The organism is Streptomyces sp. NBC_01463, assembly GCA_036227345.1.
Classification (GTDB): domain Bacteria; phylum Actinomycetota; class Actinomycetes; order Streptomycetales; family Streptomycetaceae; genus Streptomyces.
The window spans coordinates 3338753-3358539 of record CP109468.1 but is presented as its reverse complement, the minus strand read 5'-3'; the positions used below and the strand labels follow the sequence as shown (position 1 = coordinate 3358539).

Annotated in this window: 18 protein-coding genes; 8 read left to right on the top strand and 10 right to left on the bottom strand. The window is 71.0% G+C overall.

All coding sequences use genetic code 11. The annotated features are described in order from the left end of the window. Positions 1 to 5 precede the first annotated feature (5 nt). Complete coding sequence (locus OG521_14635) at positions 6 to 167, bottom strand: hypothetical protein (GenBank protein WUW26949.1); 162 nt, start codon at positions 165 to 167, stop codon at positions 6 to 8. A gap of 289 nt (positions 168 to 456) precedes the next feature. Further along, positions 457 to 1023, bottom strand: coding sequence for a Uma2 family endonuclease (locus OG521_14630; protein WUW21959.1), 567 nt, complete (start codon positions 1021 to 1023; stop codon positions 457 to 459). Positions 1024 to 1259: 236 nt separating this feature from the next. On the opposite strand from OG521_14630, the gene OG521_14625 reads away from it, so the two are divergent. Continuing rightward, positions 1260 to 3278 carry a thioredoxin domain-containing protein gene (locus OG521_14625; protein WUW21958.1) on the top strand — a complete coding sequence of 673 codons (2019 nt, stop codon included), beginning with the start codon at positions 1260 to 1262 and terminating at the stop codon, positions 3276 to 3278. Positions 3279 to 3284: 6 nt separating this feature from the next. On the opposite strand, the gene OG521_14620 is transcribed toward OG521_14625, so the two are convergent. The 3 genes from OG521_14620 to OG521_14610 all read right to left on the bottom strand — a co-directional run bounded on the left by OG521_14620 (position 3285) and on the right by OG521_14610 (position 6288). Beyond that, a complete protein-coding gene (locus OG521_14620) occupies positions 3285 to 3917 on the bottom strand; it encodes a TetR family transcriptional regulator (GenBank protein WUW21957.1) in 633 nt (210 codons plus the stop codon). Positions 3918 to 3928: 11 nt separating this feature from the next. Continuing rightward, on the bottom strand, positions 3929 to 5446 hold the full coding sequence (locus OG521_14615) for an MFS transporter (protein WUW21956.1): 1518 nt from the start codon (positions 5444 to 5446) through the stop codon (positions 3929 to 3931). Between the two features lie 140 nt (positions 5447 to 5586). Then, a complete protein-coding gene (locus OG521_14610; GenBank protein WUW21955.1) occupies positions 5587 to 6288 on the bottom strand; it encodes a hemolysin III family protein in 702 nt (233 codons plus the stop codon). Between the two features lie 209 nt (positions 6289 to 6497). On the opposite strand from OG521_14610, the gene OG521_14605 reads away from it, so the two are divergent. The 3 genes from OG521_14605 (at position 6498) to OG521_14595 (ending at position 11274) form a co-directional block, all read left to right on the top strand. Continuing rightward, complete coding sequence (locus tag OG521_14605; protein WUW21954.1) at positions 6498 to 8324, top strand: phosphoenolpyruvate carboxykinase (GTP); 1827 nt, start codon at positions 6498 to 6500, stop codon at positions 8322 to 8324. A gap of 277 nt (positions 8325 to 8601) precedes the next feature. Beyond that, the gene (locus OG521_14600) at positions 8602 to 9129 is read left to right on the top strand and encodes a hypothetical protein (GenBank protein ID WUW21953.1); all 528 of its coding nucleotides are present in this window, start codon (positions 8602 to 8604) and stop codon (positions 9127 to 9129) included. 96 nt (positions 9130 to 9225) lie between these two features. Beyond that, a complete protein-coding gene (locus tag OG521_14595) occupies positions 9226 to 11274 on the top strand; it encodes a hypothetical protein (GenBank protein ID WUW21952.1) in 2049 nt (682 codons plus the stop codon). A 95-nt stretch (positions 11275 to 11369) separates the two neighbouring features. On the opposite strand, the gene OG521_14590 is transcribed toward OG521_14595, so the two are convergent. The 3 genes from OG521_14590 to OG521_14580 all read right to left on the bottom strand — a co-directional run bounded on the left by OG521_14590 (position 11370) and on the right by OG521_14580 (position 14190). Then, entirely contained in the window at positions 11370 to 11789 is a 420-nt protein-coding gene (locus OG521_14590) for a hypothetical protein (GenBank protein ID WUW21951.1), read from the bottom strand. A 127-nt stretch (positions 11790 to 11916) separates the two neighbouring features. Further along, the gene (locus OG521_14585) at positions 11917 to 13128 is read right to left on the bottom strand and encodes a pyridoxal phosphate-dependent aminotransferase (GenBank protein WUW21950.1); all 1212 of its coding nucleotides are present in this window, start codon (positions 13126 to 13128) and stop codon (positions 11917 to 11919) included. 228 nt (positions 13129 to 13356) lie between these two features. Continuing rightward, positions 13357 to 14190, bottom strand: a complete 834-nt coding sequence (locus OG521_14580; GenBank protein ID WUW21949.1) for an arylamine N-acetyltransferase — start codon at positions 14188 to 14190, stop codon at positions 13357 to 13359. Between the two features lie 77 nt (positions 14191 to 14267). Here OG521_14580 and OG521_14575 point away from each other — a divergent pair, with 77 nt between their 5' ends. The 3 genes from OG521_14575 to OG521_14565 all read left to right on the top strand — a co-directional run bounded on the left by OG521_14575 (position 14268) and on the right by OG521_14565 (position 16814). Beyond that, positions 14268 to 14942: a class I SAM-dependent methyltransferase gene (locus OG521_14575; protein WUW21948.1), complete on the top strand. Its 675-nt coding sequence runs from the start codon at positions 14268 to 14270 to the stop codon at positions 14940 to 14942. Beyond that, the gene (locus OG521_14570) at positions 14942 to 15799 is read left to right on the top strand and encodes a DUF3626 domain-containing protein (GenBank protein WUW21947.1); all 858 of its coding nucleotides are present in this window, start codon (positions 14942 to 14944) and stop codon (positions 15797 to 15799) included. Before OG521_14575 ends, OG521_14570 begins: the two co-directional genes overlap by 1 nt. A 115-nt stretch (positions 15800 to 15914) precedes the next feature. Beyond that, entirely contained in the window at positions 15915 to 16814 is a 900-nt protein-coding gene (locus tag OG521_14565; GenBank protein ID WUW21946.1) for a serine protease, read from the top strand. 76 nt (positions 16815 to 16890) lie between these two features. Here OG521_14565 and OG521_14560 read toward each other — a convergent pair whose 3' ends face one another. Further along, positions 16891 to 17733, bottom strand: coding sequence for a DUF1206 domain-containing protein (locus tag OG521_14560; protein WUW21945.1), 843 nt, complete (start codon positions 17731 to 17733; stop codon positions 16891 to 16893). 186 nt (positions 17734 to 17919) lie between these two features. On the opposite strand from OG521_14560, the gene OG521_14555 reads away from it, so the two are divergent. Continuing rightward, entirely contained in the window at positions 17920 to 18087 is a 168-nt protein-coding gene (locus OG521_14555; protein ID WUW21944.1) for a hydrophobic protein, read from the top strand. A gap of 72 nt (positions 18088 to 18159) precedes the next feature. Here OG521_14555 and OG521_14550 read toward each other — a convergent pair whose 3' ends face one another. Next, on the bottom strand, positions 18160 to 19779 hold the full coding sequence (locus OG521_14550) for a D-aminoacylase (GenBank protein WUW21943.1): 1620 nt from the start codon (positions 19777 to 19779) through the stop codon (positions 18160 to 18162). Positions 19780 to 19787: the final 8 nt, after the last annotated feature.

Below are 19787 nucleotides of genomic sequence, written 5' to 3'. Positions count from 1 at the left end.
CGGGATCAGCCGGCGATCTGGAAGGGCGCCAGGCTCTCGGGGCCGCGCCGTTCGATCCAGCTCTTCCCGTCCGCCGCAATCCCATCCAGGAGGCGGAAGACGTGGGTGGATCCGGCCGCGCTGAGGTTGATCTCGGAGATTTCCTGGGACCTCTCGGTCGGTGCCACTCGTGCCCGCCTGCGAGTGCCGCCTTTTGGCAGCCCGCGACCGGCGTGCTCATGGCGTCGATGGCAAAGCGGGGCTGTCGTGGCCCGTTTGTGTCGATGAACCCCAACCGGGTGCCGAGACCTGGGTCATCTCCTGACCGGATACGGCTGAACGATCACTTACAAGGCGGCATGGCATCCGCAGGCGGTGCATCCGGCCCGGGGCCGGGGAATGTTCCGATCGGCCCGCGAGCAGCGACTGTGCGAGCACTACGGGTCAGATGCCGAAAGCGGGGAGAACTCTCCGCCCCTACAAGACCCCAAGATCGACGGTGATGGAGAAGGGCGCAGTGGCCTTCACTGCGCCAGTGAACATCTCGCCGTCCCTGTAAGCCTTGGTGGCGGGATCGAGGACGTACGTATAGACAATCGGGACACCGGTGGCGGTCTGCTCGACCCGCCAATAGAACTGAATGCCAGCCTTGGCGTACTGGTCCACCTTCACGATCCGGTCCGTTGTTTCCGAACCGGGCGACACGACCTCGACGACCAGGAGCACGTGCTCGGGTCGGGTGGGCGTGAGATCGATGGTCTCTGCCCGGTAGACGACGACGTCGGGACGTCGGTTGGTCAGGGGAACGTCCTGCAGGCGAACGTCGAAGTCCGTGTCGGCGTTCCACTCCGGGCCGGCGGCGGCGTCCAGGGCATTGGCCAGGATCCGGGCCAACCGGTTGTGCCGCTTCGAGGCGCTCGGGCTCACGACGACCATCCCGTCCACGATCTCGATGCCGGCACACTGTTCCTCGGACCAGGAGTCGTACTGCTCCGCGCTGATCTGCGTATGCATCCACGCGGGCGCCACCATCTCGGCGGTCATCGTGTGCCTCCTTCGCGGAGCCTCGGCAGGTCCGGCGCTGCTGCGCCCAGCCTACTGTTCCGAGGCGTCGGGCCGCCCGAACCGGAGGAGCGTCGGGAAGCCGAAACGTTTGACGCCGACTCCGAGGTGGAGCCACCCATCACGTGATGCCTCACATGCGCACTCCAGCTGAGCGGGGCAGGCTCGCTCGTGAGGGATTCGCCGGTCACGCCAGGCGTTGTGAGAGGCTGGGGCGCATGAACCGGTTGGCTGGTGTGACCTCGCCTTATCTGCTTCAGCACGCCGACAATCCCGTCGACTGGTGGCCCTGGGCGCCGGAGGCTTTCGAGGAAGCGCGACGGCGTGACGTGCCCGTTCTGCTCTCCGTCGGCTACTCCGCGTGCCACTGGTGCCACGTGATGGCCCACGAGTCCTTCGAGGACGCCGAGGTCGCGGCGTACCTGAACGCGCACTTCGTGCCGGTCAAGGTCGACCGGGAGGAGCGTCCCGACGTCGACGCCGTGTACATGGAGGCGGTGCAGGCGGCGACCGGTCAGGGCGGCTGGCCCATGACCGTCTTCCTCACCGCCGACGCGGAGCCCTTCTACTTCGGCACGTACTTCCCGCCCGAGTCCCGGCACGGGCTGCCGTCCTTCCGGCAGGTCCTCGAAGGTGTGGTGTCGGCCTGGACCGATCGCCGTGACGAGGTCGGCGAGGTCGCCTCCCGCATCGTCCACGACCTGTCCGAGCGCACGCTCGCGCACGGCGGCGAGGGCCTGCCCGGTGAGTCCGAGCTGGCGCAGGCGCTGCTCGGGCTCACCCGTGAGTACGACGAGAAGCACGGCGGCTTCGGCGGTGCGCCGAAGTTCCCGCCGTCGATGACGGTCGAGTTCCTGCTGCGCCACCACGCCCGCACCGGGGCGGACGGCGCCCTCCAGATGGCGGCCGACACCTGCGAGGCGATGGCCAGGGGCGGGATCTACGACCAGCTGGGCGGCGGCTTCGCGCGCTACTCGGTGGACCGCGAGTGGATCGTCCCCCACTTCGAGAAGATGCTCTACGACAACGCGCTGCTGTGCCGTGTCTACGCCCACCTGTGGCGCTCCACCGGTTCGGAGCTCGCCCGCCGGGTGGCGCTGGAGACCGCCGACTTCATGGTCCGTGAACTGCGCACGGCCGAGGGCGGTTTCGCCTCCGCGCTGGATGCCGACAGCGAGGACGCGGACGGGAAGCACGTCGAGGGCGCCTACTACGTCTGGACGCCGGCGCAGCTGCGCGAGGTGCTGGGCGAGGAGGACGCCGTGTTCGCCGCGGAGCTGTTCGCGGTGAGTGACGAGGGCACCTTCGAGGAGGGCTCCTCGGTGCTCCAGCTGCCGTCCGCGGACGCCGTGGACGAGGCCCGCGCCGCCGATGTGCGGGCCCGGCTGCTCGCCGCCCGTGAGCTGCGGCCGCGGCCCGGGCGGGACGACAAGGTGGTGGCCGCGTGGAACGGGCTGGCGATCGCCGCGCTCGCCGAGACCGGGGCGTACTTCGGCCGGCCCGATCTGATCGAGCGGGCCACCGAGGCGGCGGACCTGCTGGTGCGGCTCCACATGGGGCCGGTCGCCCGGCTGGTCCGTACGTCGAAGGACGGCCGCGCCGGGGCACACGCCGGGGTGCTGGAGGACTACGGCGATGTGGCGGAGGGCTTCCTGGCCCTGGCCGCCGTCACCGGCGAGGGCGCCTGGCTTGAGTTCGCGGGCTTCCTGACGGACATCGTGCTCCAGCACTTCACCGGCGAGGGCGGCCAGCTGTTCGACACCGCGGACGACGCCGAGCAGCTGATCCGCCGGCCGCAGGACCCCACGGACAGCGCCACTCCGGCGGGCTGGACGGCGGCGGCGGGCGCGCTGCTCTCGTACGCCGCGTACACCGGTTCGGAGCCCCACCGCACGGCTGCGGAGGGGGCGTTGGGTGTGGTGAAGGCGCTGGGGCCGCGGGCGCCGCGGTTCATCGGCTGGGGGCTCGCGGTGGCCGAGGCGCTGCTCGACGGGCCGCGCGAGGTGGCGGTGGCCGGGCCGGTCGGCGGTGCGCTGCACCGTACGGCCCTGCTGGGGCGGGCGCCCGGCGCGGTGGTCGCCGCGGGGGAGACGGCGGGGACGGAGTTCCCGTTGCTGGCGGACCGGCCGATGACGGACGGTGCGCCGACGGCGTACGTGTGCCGGCACTTCGTGTGCGAGGCGCCGACCACCGATCCGGAGGTGCTGGCGGAAGCGCTCAGGGGCGGCGGGTCCTGAGGGGCGTCACAGCAGCAGGCCGCCCTCCAGCGTGTCGAGCGCCTCGTTGATCAGGGCGATCAGGTCGCCCTCCTGATCGTGCTCGCCCCAGTACAGCGTCACCTCGCGCAGGGCGCCGAGCACCGCCGCGACGAAGACCCGGATCCTCAGGTCGTCCGCGCCGCGGCCGGTGCGGTCGGCGAGCACCTGGGAGAGGATCTTCGCCGTGTCCGACATGGTCTCCGTCATCCGGGCCCGGATGGCGGGGACCTCGACCATCAGCCGGGTGCGCTCGCGCAGTTCCTCGTTCTCCGTGGCGATGAACGAGGACAGCGTCTCGACCATCATCAACCGCACGGATACCAGGGGCGGTTCGTCGGCCGGCCGGCTCCGCAGCGAGGCCTCCATGATCGGGTCGTACTCGTCGGTGAGGACGATGTCCTCCTTCGTGGCGAAGTACCGGAACACCGTGCTCGGGGAGACCTCGGCCGCCTCCGCGATCTGCTCGATCGTCGTCGCCTCGTACCCCTGCTCCTGGACGAGGCGGTACGTCGCCTGCCGGATCGCGACCCGGGTCCTGAGCTTCTTGCGCTCGCGCAGCCCCATCGGGGGCTGTACGCCGGGAGCGGTGACGGCGGGGGTGCGGGAGGTGGCGGCCATGGTCTCCATTGTCAGGCATCGACGGGGGTGGCGGCCACGTCGGCGGACTCGCTCGGCTCCTTGTCCGCGGTGGTCAGGAAGGCCGCGACGAGCAGGGCGGTGACCAGTGCGGTGGCGCCGATGACGAGCATGATCAGGCTCATGCCGTGCAGATACGCGGCATCCGCGGAGTCCGCGAGCCGCTGCACACCGGACCTGGCCGCGACGGCGTGGGCGGCGACGACCGAGTCCCCGGCCGTGTCCGCGGCGGCGGCGGGCAGCCCCGTGGTGTCGAGCCGGCCACTGTAGGCGCCGGCGAGCAGGCTGCCCAGCAGCGCGATCCCGAGGGCGCCGCCGGTCTGACGTACGGTCATCAGCAGCCCCGATCCGCTGCCCGAGCGGTCCGGCGGCAGCGCGCCGAGGGCGGCGTTCATGGCCGGGACGACGGCGAGGCCGAAGCCGACTCCGGCGATGGTGAGCCACAGTGCGGTGAAGCCGTAGCCGCTGCCGACCGTCGTACGGCTGCCGAGGACCGCGGCGAAGGCGAGCACGACGAGCCCCGCGGTCATCGTGGCGCGGGCCCCGAAGCGTGCGTCGGCCGGGCCGCCCACCCGTGTGGCGAGGAGCAGTCCGCCCATCATCGGCAGCATCCGGACCCCCGTACCGAAGGCGTCGTTGCCGAGCACGGCCTGGAGGTAGCCGGGCAGGATGAACATCAGTCCGGCGAGCACGAACATCACGAGCGTCGCGGCGAGCGTGCTGAGCAGGAACGTCCGCTGCCGCAGCAGGGACAGGTCGAGCATCGGGCGGACGGCCTTGCGCTCACGCAGGACGAGCGCGGTGATCAGGGCCGCGCCCAGGGCGAGCTCGGCCAGGACCAGCGGGTCGCCCCAGCCCCGGACCGGTGCCTCGATGACCGCGTGGATCAGGATGCCGAGGCCGGTCGCGGTCAGCACGGTCGAGACGAGGTCGACCCTGGGCGCCGCGGGGTCGCGGGTCTCGGGGAGCAGGAACACGCAGGCCGTGATGCCGATGCCGACCATCGGGACGTTGATCAGGAAGACCGAGCCCCACCAGAAGTGGTCGAGCAGCCAGCCGCCCAGGATCGGGCCGAGCGGCATGCCGAGCGCGGAGGCGGCCGAGACGATGCCGATGGCCCTGATCCGGTCTTTCGGCTCGCCGAACAGCGAGGGCAGTACGGCCATGGCGAGCGGCATCACGAGAGCACCGCCGACGCCCATCACACAGCGTGCGGCGATCACGGTGGGCACGTCGGTGGCGAGCGTGCCGAGGACGGAGCCGACGAAGAAGATGCCGAGCCCGGTGATGAGCATCCGGCGCCGGCCGAACCGGTCGCCGAGCAGACCGGCCGGAAGCATCAGGGCGGCGAACACGACGACGTAGGCGTCGGCCATCCACTGCTGTTCGCCGGTGGTGGCGCCGAGATCGCCGGCCATGGTCGGCAGGGCCACGTTGAGGATCGTCATGTCGAACCCGAGGACGAGCATGCTCGCCACCAGCGCGCCCAGGGCCCACCAGCGTCGGTTCATGATGTTCTCCTTTGAGAGTTGCAGTCAAGTGACAGTAACTCTCAAAAGATGGTGAGTGTCAATCTGATTCGGGCATGCGAAAGGGCCGCGGCCGGTGAGCCGCGGCCCTTTCGGGGGAGGTTCTGGGGTCTTCGGGCGGGTCAGTTGTGGTTGTACGCCACCAGGGAGATGCCGACGTAGTGCACGACGAAGGCGGCGAGGGTCAGCGAGTGGAAGACCTCGTGGAAGCCGAAGAAGCGCGGGGACGGGTTCGGCCGCTTGATGCCGTAGATGACGCCGCCGGCGCTGTAGAGCAGCCCGCCGACCACGACGAGCACCAGCACCGCGATGCCGCCGGTCCGCATGAAGTCGGGCAGGAAGAAGACCGCGGCCCAGCCCATCGCGATGTAGCAGGGGGTGTAGAGCCAGCGCGGGGCGCCGACCCAGAAGACCCGGAAGGCGATGCCCGCGACCGCCGCCGCCCAGACCGCCCACAGGAGCGGCGTCCCGGTGGACTCGGGCAGCAGGAGCAGGGTGAGCGGGGTGTAGGTGCCCGCGATGATCAGGAAGATGTTCGCGTGGTCGAGCCGGCGCAGTACGGCCTCGCCGCGCGGGCCCCAGGTGCCGCGGTGGTAGACGGCGCTCACGCCGAAGAGCAGGCACGCGGTCAGGATGTAGATGCCGCAGGCGATCCGGCCGCGGCTGCTGTCCGTGAGCGCGACGAGGACGATGCCCGCGATCAGGACCGCCGGGAACATGCCGGCGTGCAGCCAGCCGCGCATGCGTGGCTTGAGCTCGACATCGTCGGTTCCGGCGGGTTCCAGCCCGGTGGGCTCGGGTGCGGCGGCGGCGGCAGCAGTCATTCCCGCATCGTACCTACGCCACCGTAGGTATCGGATACGAGTGGCGATGCTCACGTGGGCGGCCCCCTGGACATATGGGCGGAACGGTCGGATGATCAAATGAGTGCGGTCGGCACCGGATGAGCGCCAAGGAATTCGAAGGGGTAGAAGCATCCGGGTCGCAGCCCCCACGGGGCCTACCAAACAGACACCCTCATCAAGGAGCGATCGTGGCGCGCGACATCGCGGCTCCCCTCACTGTTCCCACCAACCACCAGGAGCTCGTCTCCTGGGTCGACGAGATCGCAGCCCTCACCGAACCGGACCGAGTGGTCTGGTGCGACGGCTCCGAGGCCGAGTACGAGCGCCTGTGCGGGGAGCTCGTGGCCAAGGGCACGTTCACCAAACTCGACGAGATCAAGCGCCCGAACTCGTACTACGCCGCCTCCGACCCGAGCGATGTCGCGCGCGTCGAGACCCGGACGTTCATCTGCTCCGCGAAGGAGGAGGACGCCGGTCCGACGAACCACTGGAAGGACCCCGCCGAGATGCGGGAGATCTTCGTGGGGGACAAGGGTGTCTTCCGCGGCTCCATGCGCGGCCGCACCATGTACGTCGTGCCCTTCTGCATGGGCCCCGTCGGCTCGCCGCTCTCCGCGATCGGCGTCGAGATCACCGACTCCGCGTACGTCGCCGTCTCGATGCGCACCATGACGCGCATGGGACAGGCCGTCCTCGACGAGCTCGGCACCGACGGCTTCTTCGTCAAGGCCGTCCACACGCTGGGCGCGCCGCTGGAGGAGGGCCAGGAGGACGTCCCGTGGCCCTGCAACTCCACCAAGTACATCTCGCACTTCCCCGAGGACCGCGAGATCTGGTCCTACGGCTCCGGCTACGGCGGCAACGCCCTGCTCGGCAAGAAGTGCTACGCGCTGCGCATCGCCTCCGTCATGGCGCGCGACGAGGGCTGGCTCGCCGAGCACATGCTGATCCTGAAGCTCACGCCGCCGCGCGGCGGGTCGAAGTACGTCGCGGCCGCGTTCCCCAGCGCCTGCGGCAAGACCAACCTCGCCATGCTGGAGCCCACGATCTCCGGCTGGACCGTCGAGACCATCGGCGACGACATCGCCTGGATGCGGTTCGGTGAGGACGGCCGCCTCTACGCGATCAACCCCGAGGCCGGCTTCTTCGGCGTCGCGCCCGGCACCGGCGAGCACACCAACGCCAACGCCATGAAGACCATGTGGGGCAACTCCGTCTTCACCAACGTCGCGCTCACCGACGACGGCGACGTCTGGTGGGAGGGCATGACCGAGGAGCTGCCGAAGCACCTCACGGACTGGAAGGGCAACGACTGGACCCCCGAGTCCGGCACGCCCGCCGCCCACCCCAACGCCCGCTTCACCGTCCCGGCCGGCCAGTGCCCGATCATCGCGCCCGAGTGGGAGGACCCGAAGGGTGTGCCGATCTCGGCCATCCTCTTCGGCGGCCGCCGCGCCTCGGCCGTCCCGCTGGTCACCGAGTCCTTCAACTGGCAGCACGGCGTCTTCCTCGGAGCCAACGTCGCCTCCGAGAAGACCGCCGCCGCCGAGGGCAAGGTCGGCGAGCTGCGCCGCGACCCGTTCGCCATGCTGCCGTTCTGCGGCTACAACATGGGCGACTACATGAACCACTGGCTGAAGGTCGGCGCGGACAAGCCGGACCAGTCGAAGCTGCCGAAGATCTACTACGTGAACTGGTTCCGCAAGAACGAGGCGGGCAAGTTCGTCTGGCCCGGCTTCGGCGAGAACAGCCGCGTCCTGAAGTGGATCGTCGAGCGCCTGGAGGGCAGGGCCGAGGGCGTCGAGACCCCGATCGGCATCCTGCCGGCCAAGGGCTCCATCGACACCGAGGGCCTGGACCTCTCCGAGTCCGACCTGGACTTCCTGCTCAAGGTCGACAAGGAGGTCTGGCGCGAGGAGGCGGCGCTGGTCCCCGAGCACCTCAACACCTTCGGCGACCACACGCCGAAGGAACTGTGGGACGAGTACCGGGCCCTGGTCCAGCGCCTGGGCTGACGCCCCCTTCCGACTCCGTGGCCGGGCTCCCGACATCCGCCCTGACCTGTGGGGTCAACGACCCGCCGCGGTAGGGACGTGCACGAACACGCCCCTGGCCCCCGGAACCCTGATCAGGTTCCGGGGGCCGTCCCTTTCCCCGGGGCGCGGACACCGTCCGTGCCCCGGCCGGCCCTGTTCGTAGTCGGGTTGTGACCGGCCGGAGCTGTCGGGACGGGCAGGCCCGGGCCTACTTTTGACCGGGCCGTACCGGGGGGTGCGGGGGTTGTGGGGGGCCATGACGCTGCAGGACATACCGCCGTATCCGGACCGGCACACCGGCATGCCGCCGGAGCTGCGCACCCGCATGCCGCTGTGGGTGATCCTGGCCGCGGTGACGGCCACGCTGCTGGCCCTGTCACCGGTCGCGCTCGTGGTGGCGTTCATCTACGTCTGGGACAGCAACCACAAGGACCTGCGTTTCCCGTCCCAGGACGTGAGCGTCACCTCCTGCCGGAAGGACCCGGTCACCGGCGGCCCCGTGGCAGGGGTACGGGTGGTGAGCCGGGCGAAGCGGCCCGGGAACTTCACGGTGTACGTCAGGTTCCGTGACCCGCGGGGCAAGCGCGGCGGCGAGGGCCCGAGCGAACCGGCCGGGAAGCGCACCGTGGTCTTCGAGGACCTGGCGGTGGGCGCGACAGCGACCCGAGAGGTCGCGGGACCGGTCCCGGTGCGGGGCGGGCCGCAGTGCGTGGTCGCCGACGTGACGTTCCTGTCGACCGCCCTGGCCGCCGAGGCGTCCGCGTCCGCGGCCGCCGCACCCTGAGGCGGCCGCACCTCCGGGGCCACCATTCGGCCGTCGCTGCGGCGTGTCGGCCGGGTGCGCACCGTGGGCTGTGCGCAACGTTTTTAACGTAATGTCATGAAAAGATATGAACGTCTGCGGCGTGCTCCGGTGCTCGCCGTCACCGCGTCCGCCGGAACGGCCCTGGGCCTGCTCCTGACCGCGGTGCCGACCGCCGCCGCTCCTCCGTCGCCGCGGGCGGTGGGCGAATCGGTGCTGCTCGACGAGACCTTCTCCGGCACCTCGGTGCCCGACCCCGGCTTCGTTCCCCTGGACAACGCCTGTCTGACCGGTGCGTCGGCGGAGCCCGCGGCGGGCGAGTCCCAGGTCGGGCCCTGCGACGACCCCGACAGCCAGACGACACCGCCCGTGCCCACTCCCGGCGAGACGCCCGGCTGGCTCCAGCTCACCGACCACGACTACTACCGGGTCGGCGGGATGCTCTACAACCGGCCGCTGCCGGGCAACGGCGGCCTCGACGTCACCTTCGAGCAGTACCAGTACGGCACCAACGACTCCGGCGCCGACGGCATCGGCTTCTTCCTGGTGGACGGCTCGGTCGACCTGACCAGGGCCGGAGCCGACGGGGGCTCGCTCGGCTACGCCCAGCGCAACCTGGTCCCGGGAGTCGACGGCGGCTACCTCGGGGTCGGCCTCGACGCCTACGGCAACTTCGCCAATGACGCCGAACTCCGCGGCAACAACTGCCCCGACGACCAGAAGTCACCGGTCACCAGCGCGCTCCCGGTGACCGACACCGTCACCCTGCGCGGTCCCGGACAGGACGACGACGGTTACTGCTACCTCGACTCCACCATCGAGCCGGACGACACCCAGGCGTCGGGCTTCCGCTCCACCCTGCCCGGCAGTCTCCGGCAGCAGGGCACCGATCCGCTGCCCGCCAAGCGCACGGTGCACGTCACGGTCAGCCCGGACACCCGGCCGACCGTCGCCGTGGAGATCGACTTCAACGACGGCGCCGGCCTCCAGCCCGTGCTCTCGACGCAGATGACGGCCGACGCGCCGCCCACGTACAAGTTCGGCTTCTCCGGTTCCACCGGAGGCAGCATCGACACCCACCTGATCCGTGGGCTCCAGGCGCGCTCCGTCACCACCCTCGACCAGCTGAACCTGGTCAAGACGGTCGCGCCCCCGGACAACGCCGCGACCGAGCCGTTCGAGGTCGGCGACACCGTGCACTACGAGTTCCTGGTCACCAACACCGGCACCTCGGAACTCACCGACGTCCGTGTCGCCGATCCGTCCGTGACCGATGTGGAGTGCCCGGACGACACCCTCGGACCGATGGGCTCGCGCACCTCGTCCATGGTGTGCACGGGCACCCATGTCCTGACCGAGGAGGACGTCGTCAACGGTGACACCTTCACCAACACCGCGACGGCGCAGGGCGATCACGAAGGCGACGACGTGACCTCCAACGAGTCCTCCGCCTCCGTGCCCGTCAAGGAGCGGGAACAGGCGCTGGAGATCTCCAAGAGCGCCGACCGGCAGACCGCCGAACAGGGCGACACGGTCACGTACACGATCCGGGCCGAGAACACGGGTGAGACCACCCTGAGCCCGGCCCACCTGACCGACGACCTGTCCGGAGTGCTCGACGACGCCGCGCTCACCGGCGGCCCGACGGCGACCACCGGCACGGCCCGGGTCACGGGCGACACGCTCGACTGGTCCGGGGAGCTGGCGCCCGGTGCCACCGCGACGATCACCTACACGGTCACCGTCGACGACCCGGACACCGGCGACGCGGTCCTGCGCAACGCGGTCACCTCGGACACGCCCGGCGCGCGCTGCGCCACGGAGGGAGCGGCGGCCGACCTGCCCTGCGAGGTGGAGGTGCCGGTGACCATCCCGAGCCCGAGCCCCACTCCGACCCCGACCCCGACGCCCACCCCGACCCCGACGCCGACTCCTACGCCCACCGGTTCGGATTCGCCCGGGCCCAGCTGGAGCCCGGCACCGCACCCCTCGCACCACAAGCCCGGCCGGCCCGGCGGTGACCTCGCCGACACGGGAAGTGCCACCGTGGGGATCGGCCTCGCGGCCGTACTGCTGCTGCTCGCCGGCCTCGCCATGGTCCGCTTCCGGACCCGCGGCAGGCACTGACAAGGCGGCCGCCTCGTTCCGTAGGACCTGCGGAACCGGCGGCCGGATGGGTGGCACCCGGTCCACGCGCCTCGACGGCCCGTGGACCGGGGCCGTCAGAGGGCGCCGACCAGCCGCGGCGGGGCGGCGGGGGAGTCGGCGGCGGCCGCGGCGGAGACCGCCGCGGTGTGGGCGTCCATACGCTCGGCGGAGAGGATCGCGACCACGGTGTCGGCGCGGGACGCCGCCACCACCAGGGCCCGGCCCGCGAGGGCGTGGGCGCGGCGGTGGAGGGTGACCGGGGGCGCCTCGCTCAGACCGGCGTGCCGGGCGGGCGGTGCGCCGCGCAGCCTGGCGACCTGTTCGGCGATGCGGTCGCCCGCCTCGGCCAGACCCAGTTCGTCGGTGACCGCGAGCAGTGCGGCCAGGTGCCCGGCGAGCTGGATGTCCAGCTCCTCCTCGCGGGTGCGGTGCGGGAAGGCGTCGGCGTGGTCGGCCGGTGTGTGGACCGATTTGGTGCGGATCGGTTCGTACATGGATGGCCTCCTGGTGGTGCTGTGGGAACCATCCTAGCTTGGATTCAGTCTAAAGTTGTCCATCATCGAGACAAGTCGTCGGGACAAGTCTGCGTTCCGGTGGCGGTGCCCCGGGCCCCGGCCGGGGCTACACCTGGCTGTAGCCGTTCAGGAAGTGGGCGATACGGCCGATCGCGTCCGTCAGGTCCTCCGTCGAGGGCAGCGTCACGACCCGGAAGTGATCGGGCTCCGGCCAGTTGAACCCCGTCCCCTGCACCACCATGATCTTCTCGGCCCGCAGCAGGTCGAGGACCATCTGCCGGTCGTCCTTGATCTTGTACACCTTCGGGTCGAGCCGGGGGAAGAGGTACAGCGCCCCCTTCGGCTTCACGCAGGTCACGCCCGGGATCTGCGTCAGCAGGTCGTACGCCACGTCCCGCTGCTCCAGGATCCGGCCGCCCGGCAGCACCAGGTCGTTGATCGACTGCCGGCCGCCGAGCGCGGTCGCCACGGCGTGCTGCGAGGGCATGTTGGCGCACAGCCGCATGTTGGCAAGGATCGTCAGCCCCTCGATGTACGAGGAGGCGTGCGCCTTCGGCCCGCAGACCGCCATCCAGCCGGAGCGGTAGCCCGCCACCCGGTAGTTCTTGGACAGCCCGTTGAAGGTGAGCACCATCAGGTCGGGGGCGATGGCCGCGGTCGGGGTGTGGGTCGCGCCGTCGTACAGGATGCGGTCGTAGATCTCGTCGGAACAGACCACCAGGTTGTGGCGCCGGGCGATCTCCGTCAGCCCGCGCAGCAGCTCGTCGTCGTACACCGCACCCGTCGGGTTGTTCGGGTTGATGATGACGATGGCCTTGGTGCGGTCGGTGATCTTCCGCTCGATGTCGGCCAGGTCCGGCATCCAGTCCGCCTGCTCGTCGCACCGGTAGTGCACGGCCGTGCCGCCCGCCAGGGAGACGGACGCCGTCCACAGCGGATAGTCCGGGGCGGGTACGAGCACCTCGTCGCCGTCGTCGAGCAGTGCCTGCATCGACATCTGGATCAGCTCGGACACCCCGTTGCCCAGGTAGATGTCCTCGACGTCGAGGTCGATCCCCTTGGTCTGGTAGTGCTGCATCACCGCCCGGCGCGCGGACAGCAGCCCCTTCGCGTCGCCGTAACCATGCGCCCCGGAGAGGTTGCGCAGGATGTCCTCAAGGATCTCCGGCGGGCACTCGAAGCCGAACGCGGCGGGGTTGCCGGTGTTCAGCTTGAGGATGCGGTGACCTGCTGCTTCCAGCCGCATCGCCTCCTCGAGCACGGGGCCCCGGATTTCGTAACAGACGTTGGCGAGCTTCGTGGACTGGATGACCTGCATGTCTGCGAGCTTACGACTGTGTTTCGCGGGCCGCCCGGCCTTTCCCCGGCCATTCGCCCACCCGGGTCTCCCGGCCGGCCCGCCCCGGCTTCCATCGGCATGCGCCCACCGCCCCCGCGCCGTGGGAACCCCGGGCGCGGGACGGGGCGGGGCTTGGAATGGGGTGGAACAGGGACGTGACGGACCGGGACGGGTGAGATGCGACACGGCGTGCCGTGCCCCACCGGGTCACTCGGGCAGCCGGGCACCCTCCGGCAGCCGGATCGCGAACGTGTCCGCCAGGACGCGCTCCGCCTCGGCGGCGTCCGCCAGCTGCCGCTCCTCCCGGCCGCCGTCGGCGCCCGTCACCACGAGCGTGCGGCCGGTCAGCGAGAGATGGGCGTCCGGCGTGGTGCGCTGGACGTACAGGCGGTGCGCGAACGGGGAGCGGGGGTTCGTCGCGATGTGCCAGTTGATGACCTCGAAATCGGGCGCCTCGTACGGCTCCAGGGTGAAGGCGTACTGCGCCTGCCACGCCCCGTCGCCCGTATCGGTCCCCAGCTCCCACATCTCCAGCGGCCCGCCGTGCGGGATGTGGACGAGCCGGTGGTGGCGCGGGGTGTCGTGCAGTTCCTCGCCCGCGAGCAGCGGAAGGGGCTCCAGCAGCGAGCCCGCGGCCCCGAAGCCGACATCGGCGAGATACGGCACCGGCTCGCCCGGCACCCCGACGCGCATCAGCATGTGCGTGCGCGGCCGGATGTCCCCGGGGCCGGCGCCCAGCACGACCCGGGCGGCCAGCAGCGTGACGTCGAAGCCGAGGGCCCGCAGCGCGGCGGCGAGCAGCGTGTTGTGCTCGTAGCAGTAGCCGCCGCGCTCACTCCGTACGAGCTTCGCCTCCAGATCGGCGAGCGCGAGCGAGGGCACCCTGCCGAGGACGGGGTCCAGGTTCTCGAACGGGATGCCCAGCGCGTGCGCCCGGTGCACGGAGCGCAGCACGGCCGCGGTGGGCCGGCGCTCCCCGCTCCAGCCGATGCGGGCGAGATAGGCGTCGAGGTCGAGCGCGTGCGCACGGTCGGAAGTCATCCTCAGACGGTACGCAGCCGGTGGTCCGGGCGGAAACGGAATGACGTGCCGGGTGCCTCGGCCGTAAGGTCCCGGCCATGGACTGGCAGGCCTGGCACGACGCATACGATCTTCCCGACTCCTGGATGGCGCAGCGGCTGCGGACCGTCGAGGACCGCATCCGGGACGCCCTGGACACCGCACCGCCCGGCCCGCTGAAGGTGATCAGCGTCTGCGCCGGGCAGGGCCGCGACCTCATCGGGGTGCTGGCGGACCACCCCCGGCGCGACGACGTACGGGCCCGGCTCGTCGAACTCGACCCGGGGAACACCGCGTTCGCGGCGGAGCTGGCCCGCTCGGCCGGTCTGACGGGCGTGGAGGTGGTGACGGGCGACGCCTCGCTCACCGACCACTACCTCGGCCCGGCGCCCGCCGATCTCGTTCTGGTCTGCGGGGTGTTCGGCAACATCGTGGACGCCGACATCAAGCGCACGATCGACACCTGCACCCGGCTGTGCGCGCGGGGCGGAACCGTCGTCTGGACCCGCAACCGCCACGCACCCGACCGGGTGCCGGTGGTCTGCGACTGGTTCGAGGAGCGCGGCTTCGAGCGTCTGTGGCTGTCCGCGCCGGACGCCGGCTTCGGTGTCGGCGCCCACCGCCTCACCGTCGAGCCGGGCGAACTCGCCCCGGGGCAGACGATGTTCGACTTCGTCGGCTACGACGTGCTGAAAGCGGAACGGGCAGACCGGGACCGGACGGCGGACCTCTGATGCGACACCCCGCCCCGGCCCCGCCGATCGCGGTCCCGGCCCGGGACCGCGCCCTGGCCCACGTCGAGTCCCTCTCCTCGGGGCGGCCGCTCGACCCCTCGCTGCGGCTGACCCTGAACCTCCACCCCGACCGCGAGACTGCGGGCCGGCCGGTCCTGGCGGCCCTGGCGCGGGACGGCGTCTACCACTCGCAGTTCGTGACGGGCACCAGCAACGGCGGCCTCACGGCCCACCCCGGCGGGGACCGGTGGCGCTGGGAGAGCCGGATCTTCGACGGTGCCTACGACGGGGCGCCGGCCGACCAGCGCCCGGTGTACGGGGCGCTGGACTTCCGGCGGTCGCCCGTCGGGGCGGCCCCCAGATTCGGTTCGGCGCACTTCCGGCTCACCGCGGACGCCCTGCCGCGCGCCACCTTCTGCTACCCGGACAGCGCCGCCGAACCGGAGGACTTCGGTGTCGCGTCCGGCATGCGGCTGATCGAGCTGGCCGAGGCCGACGACCGGGACGCGCTGGACGACTACATCGAGGCCCAGATCCATGGCCCGGTGCTGCTGGACCGGCACATCGAGGCCCTCGTCCTCGACCCGTGCTACCGGGGCACCGCGGTGGAGGAGGGGGCCCGCGCCCTGCCCCTCCGTACCGAGTGGCACGGCGGGTTCCGGCTGTCCGTCGAGGAGCTCCGCCGGCACGGCGACTACCGGGGCGAGGAGTTCGTCGTCCTGGGGGCCGCGATCGCCGAGGACGGGTTCCTCGACCCGCGGATCATCGGGGACGCCGCCCGTACGGGCCGCCATGACCTCCAGTCCCTGAAGCGGGTCTGGCACTGCCTGGCCCGCTTCGGTGCCCCGCTGACCTGAATTCGCCCCTTGTGGGGTTCCCCTCAGTGCGCCACCATGCGCATGTCAAAACCGGAAGAACTTCGGTCGCAGAGCCCCCACGCGCTCTGCACAGGTCACTAGAGGGGACCCCCACATGAAAAAGCCTCTCGTCGGTGCGCTCTTCGCGGTGCTGCTCCTCGGAGCCGGCACCGCGCCCGCGTTCGCGGTCACAAGCCACGACGCGACAGCGCCCAGCACGGTCAAGGCGGCAGCGTCATCCAGCCACACCGCGGCCACGGCCGCGGCGAAGGTCCGGCCCAAGGCCATCGGCTTCGCCGGCACGGTCGCGCTCAGCAACTGCTCGGGATCGGTCGTCCGTACGCCCAGCTCCCAGCCGGGCGATCCCGCGCTCGTCCTGTCCAACGGGCACTGCATGGAGTCCGGATTCCCGGGCCCCGGCGAGGTCGTGCGCGACCAGCCCTCCACCCGTACCTTCACCCTGCTGAACTCCGCGGGCAGCGGCGTCGGCACGCTCCGGGCGAGCAAGATCGCGTACGGCACGATGACGGACACCGACATATCGGTGTACCAGCTCACCTCCACGTACGCGCAGATCGAGAGCAGCTACGGCATCAAGGCGCTGGAGCTCAACACCGCGCACCCCGTACAGGGCACCGCGATCACCGTCGTGTCCGGGTACTGGAAGCGCACGTACAGCTGCAACGTCGACGGGTTCGTCTACCGCCTCAAGGAGGGGGAGTGGACCTGGAAGGACTCGGTCCGCTACACCTCCGCCTGCCAGACCATCGGCGGTACGTCCGGCTCCCCGGTGGTCGACAACGCGACCGGCAAGGTCGTCGCCGTCAACAACACCGGTAACGAGGACGGGCAGGAGTGCACGGACAACAACCCGTGCGAGGTCGACGAGAGCGGTGAGGTGACGGTCCGGCAGGGCATCAACTACGCCCAGGAGACCTACGGCATTGTGCCGTGCATCGGCGCGGGCAACGTCTTCGACCTGAACCGTCAGGGGTGCACGCTGCCCAAGCCCTGACGTCCGGGAGCGCATGGGCAGGCGAGTGGGGGCAGGCGGTTTTCCGCCTCGCCCCCACTCGCCTGCCCATGCGATGTCAGATCTTGCGCCACTTGGCGTTGGCGAACGAGAACAGGCCGAAAGCCATCAGGCCCACGGCGATCACGGCCAGCAGCCAGGGGCCCGCCGGGGTCGAGGCGAACGAGCGCAGGGTGTCGTCCATGCCCTTGGCCTCGCCGGAGCGGGCCTTCACCGCGGCGGAGACGGCGAAGCCGCCCGCGACCGCGAAGACGACGCCTCGGGAGACACCGCCGAAGACGCCGACGATGTCCACGCCGCGTCGCGTGGTGCGGGACATGTCGTCCAGACGCAGGCGCTTGTGGAACTTGCGCATCGCCGCCCTGGCGGCGATGTAGAGGCCGATGCCGGCCACGGCGACGCCTGCCACGCCGACGATCCAGCGGCCGCCCGGCAGGTCCAGCACCTTCGCCGTGGTGTCCTGCGACTGCGCGTCGCTCTTGCCGCTGCCGCTGCCCTTGTCGCCCGCCGCGAACATCAGGACGGAGTAGGCGACGAAGCCGTAGAACACGGCGCGTCCCGCGGAGGCGAGCCGCTTGGTCGCCTTCTCCCCGTCGGGGCCCGCGGCTCCGAACGCCGCCTCGGACAGACGCCACAGGGCCATGCCGACCAGTGCGATGCCGAGGATCCACAGCAGCACGGATCCGAAGGGCTTCTGGGATATCTCGGAAAGGGCGCCGCCGCGGTCGGCCTGTTTGCCGCCGCCGTCGGAGAACGCGATGCGCAGGGCGAGAAGGCCCACCAGGATGTAGATCACTCCGCGGGCCACGAATCCGGCGCGGCCGGCCATTTCGACGGCGGAACTGTTTCCCGCGCGTCTTGCCTTTCCGTGACTTTCCCTGGCTGTCGCCGATATATTCATTTCCCCCGGTTGCCCGGGATGGGGCGCGGGAAACAGTGGCGCCCGGACCTGGGGGCGGACCGGCTCCGGACCAGGCCGATGACCGACCCGATACCGGGGCCCGGACGGACCGGCGGGAGATCGCCGCACGGCAGCCGGTGTGAAACCCCAGGACGGGGGAACTCGCCTTTTCGGAGGTTGATAATCATGGTTCCCCTGCTTCTCGTTCTTCTGCTGGTCCTGGTCCTTTTCGGCGCCGGGTTCGCTGTCAATCTGCTCTGGTGGATAGCCGCCATCGTTCTCGCGGTGTGGCTGGTCGGATTCCTTGTCCGGCCCGGCACGGGCGCCGGACGTGGCCGGTGGTACCGCTGGTAGTCCGAAGCCGGTGAACAACGGAGAAGGGGCCGGACGCGCAAGCGCGTCCGGCCCCTTCTTCCGTGCGTGCCGCTACGGCCGCGGCGCGGACCGGACCGAGCGTCCCGCCAGCACCTGTGTCCGCTTGCCGTCCTCGATGACGAAACGGCCGTCGATCAACACGTGCGGAATGCCCACCGGCAGGGTGCGCGGCTCGTCGAACGTCGAGCCCGCCGCCACCGTCGCCGGGTCGAAGAGCACCAGGTCGGCGCGGTAGCCCTTGCGCACGTACCCGCGGTCGGGCAGCCGCAGCCGGGCCGCAGGGCGCGAGGTGAGGTGGGCGACGCACTCCTCCAGGGAGAGGATGCCCAGCTCGCGGACGTACCGGCCCAGGTACTGCGGGAACGTGCCGTACGCGCGCGGGTGCGGCTTGTCGCCCTGGAGGATGCCGTCGCTGCCGCCGGTGTGGACGCGGTGGCGCATGATCTGCCGGACGTTCCCCTCGTGGCCCACGTGCTGCAGGATCGTCGTCCCGAGCCGGTCGTCCACGAGCAGCCGCCGCGCGGTCACCCAGGGCTCCTCGTCGCGCAGCCGGGCCGATTCGGCCACCGTCCGGCCGACATGGCCGGCGAGCGCGGGGTCGCCGACGCCCGAGATCTCGATCTTGTCCCACTCGATCGGCACTCCGTGGCAGCCGTCCGATCCCACGACCTCCATGTCGTGCCGGATCCGCGCGGCTGTCGCGTCGTCGGCCAGGCGCGTCAGGATGGAGGCGGGCCCGCCCTCGCTCGCCCAGCTGGGCAGCATCGCGACCAGGGTCGTGCAGCCGGGGGTGTACGGATAGGTGTCGAGCGTGATGTCGGCGCCCGAGCCGAGCGCGCGGTCGAGGAGGTCCAGCAGCTCCGGGGCCCGGCCCTCGTTCACGCCGAAGTTCATGGTGGCGTGGGCGAGATGGAGGGCGCAGCCCGCGGTGTGGGTGAGCCGCACCATCTCCTCGTACGCCTCCAGCGCCCCGGCGCCGTACGAGCGGTGGTGCGGGCAGTAGTAGCCGCCGTGCTCGGCCACCACCCGGCACAGGACGGTCAGTTCGGCGTCGTCCGCGTACATGCCCGGTGTGTAGGTGAGGCCCGATGACATGCCGACGGCGCCCTCGGCCATGCCCTGGGCGACGAGTTCCTTCATCCGGGTCAGCTCGGCGTCGGTGGCGGGCCGGTCGTCCCAGCCGACCGCGTACATCCGGACGGTGCCCTGCGGGATGAGGTAGGCGGCGTTGACGGCGATGCCCCGGCCGCCGAAGTTGCGGTCGAGCCGGTCCAGGTAGCCGCCGACGGTGCGCCAGTCGAAGTCGATGTCGCCGCCGTCGCCGTTCCAGCCGGCGATGGAACGGCGTACCTCCGCGAGAGTGCGGTCGTCGACGGGCGCGTACGACAGACCGTCCTGGCCGAGGACTTCGAGGGTGACGCCCTGGGCGGCCTTCGCGCTGTGGTCGGGGTCGCGCAGCAGGGTGAGGTCGCTGTGCGCGTGCATGTCGATGAAGCCGGGGGACAGGGCGAGCCCGTCGGCGTCCAGGACACGGGTGCCGGAGGGGCGGGGGCCCGGGGCGTGCTCCGGGTGGATCTCCGCGATACGGCCGTCGCGGACGGCGACATCGGCGCGGTACGAGGGGCTCGCGGTGCCGTCGATGACGCGTGCGCCGCGGATGACCAGGTCCATGGGGGTGC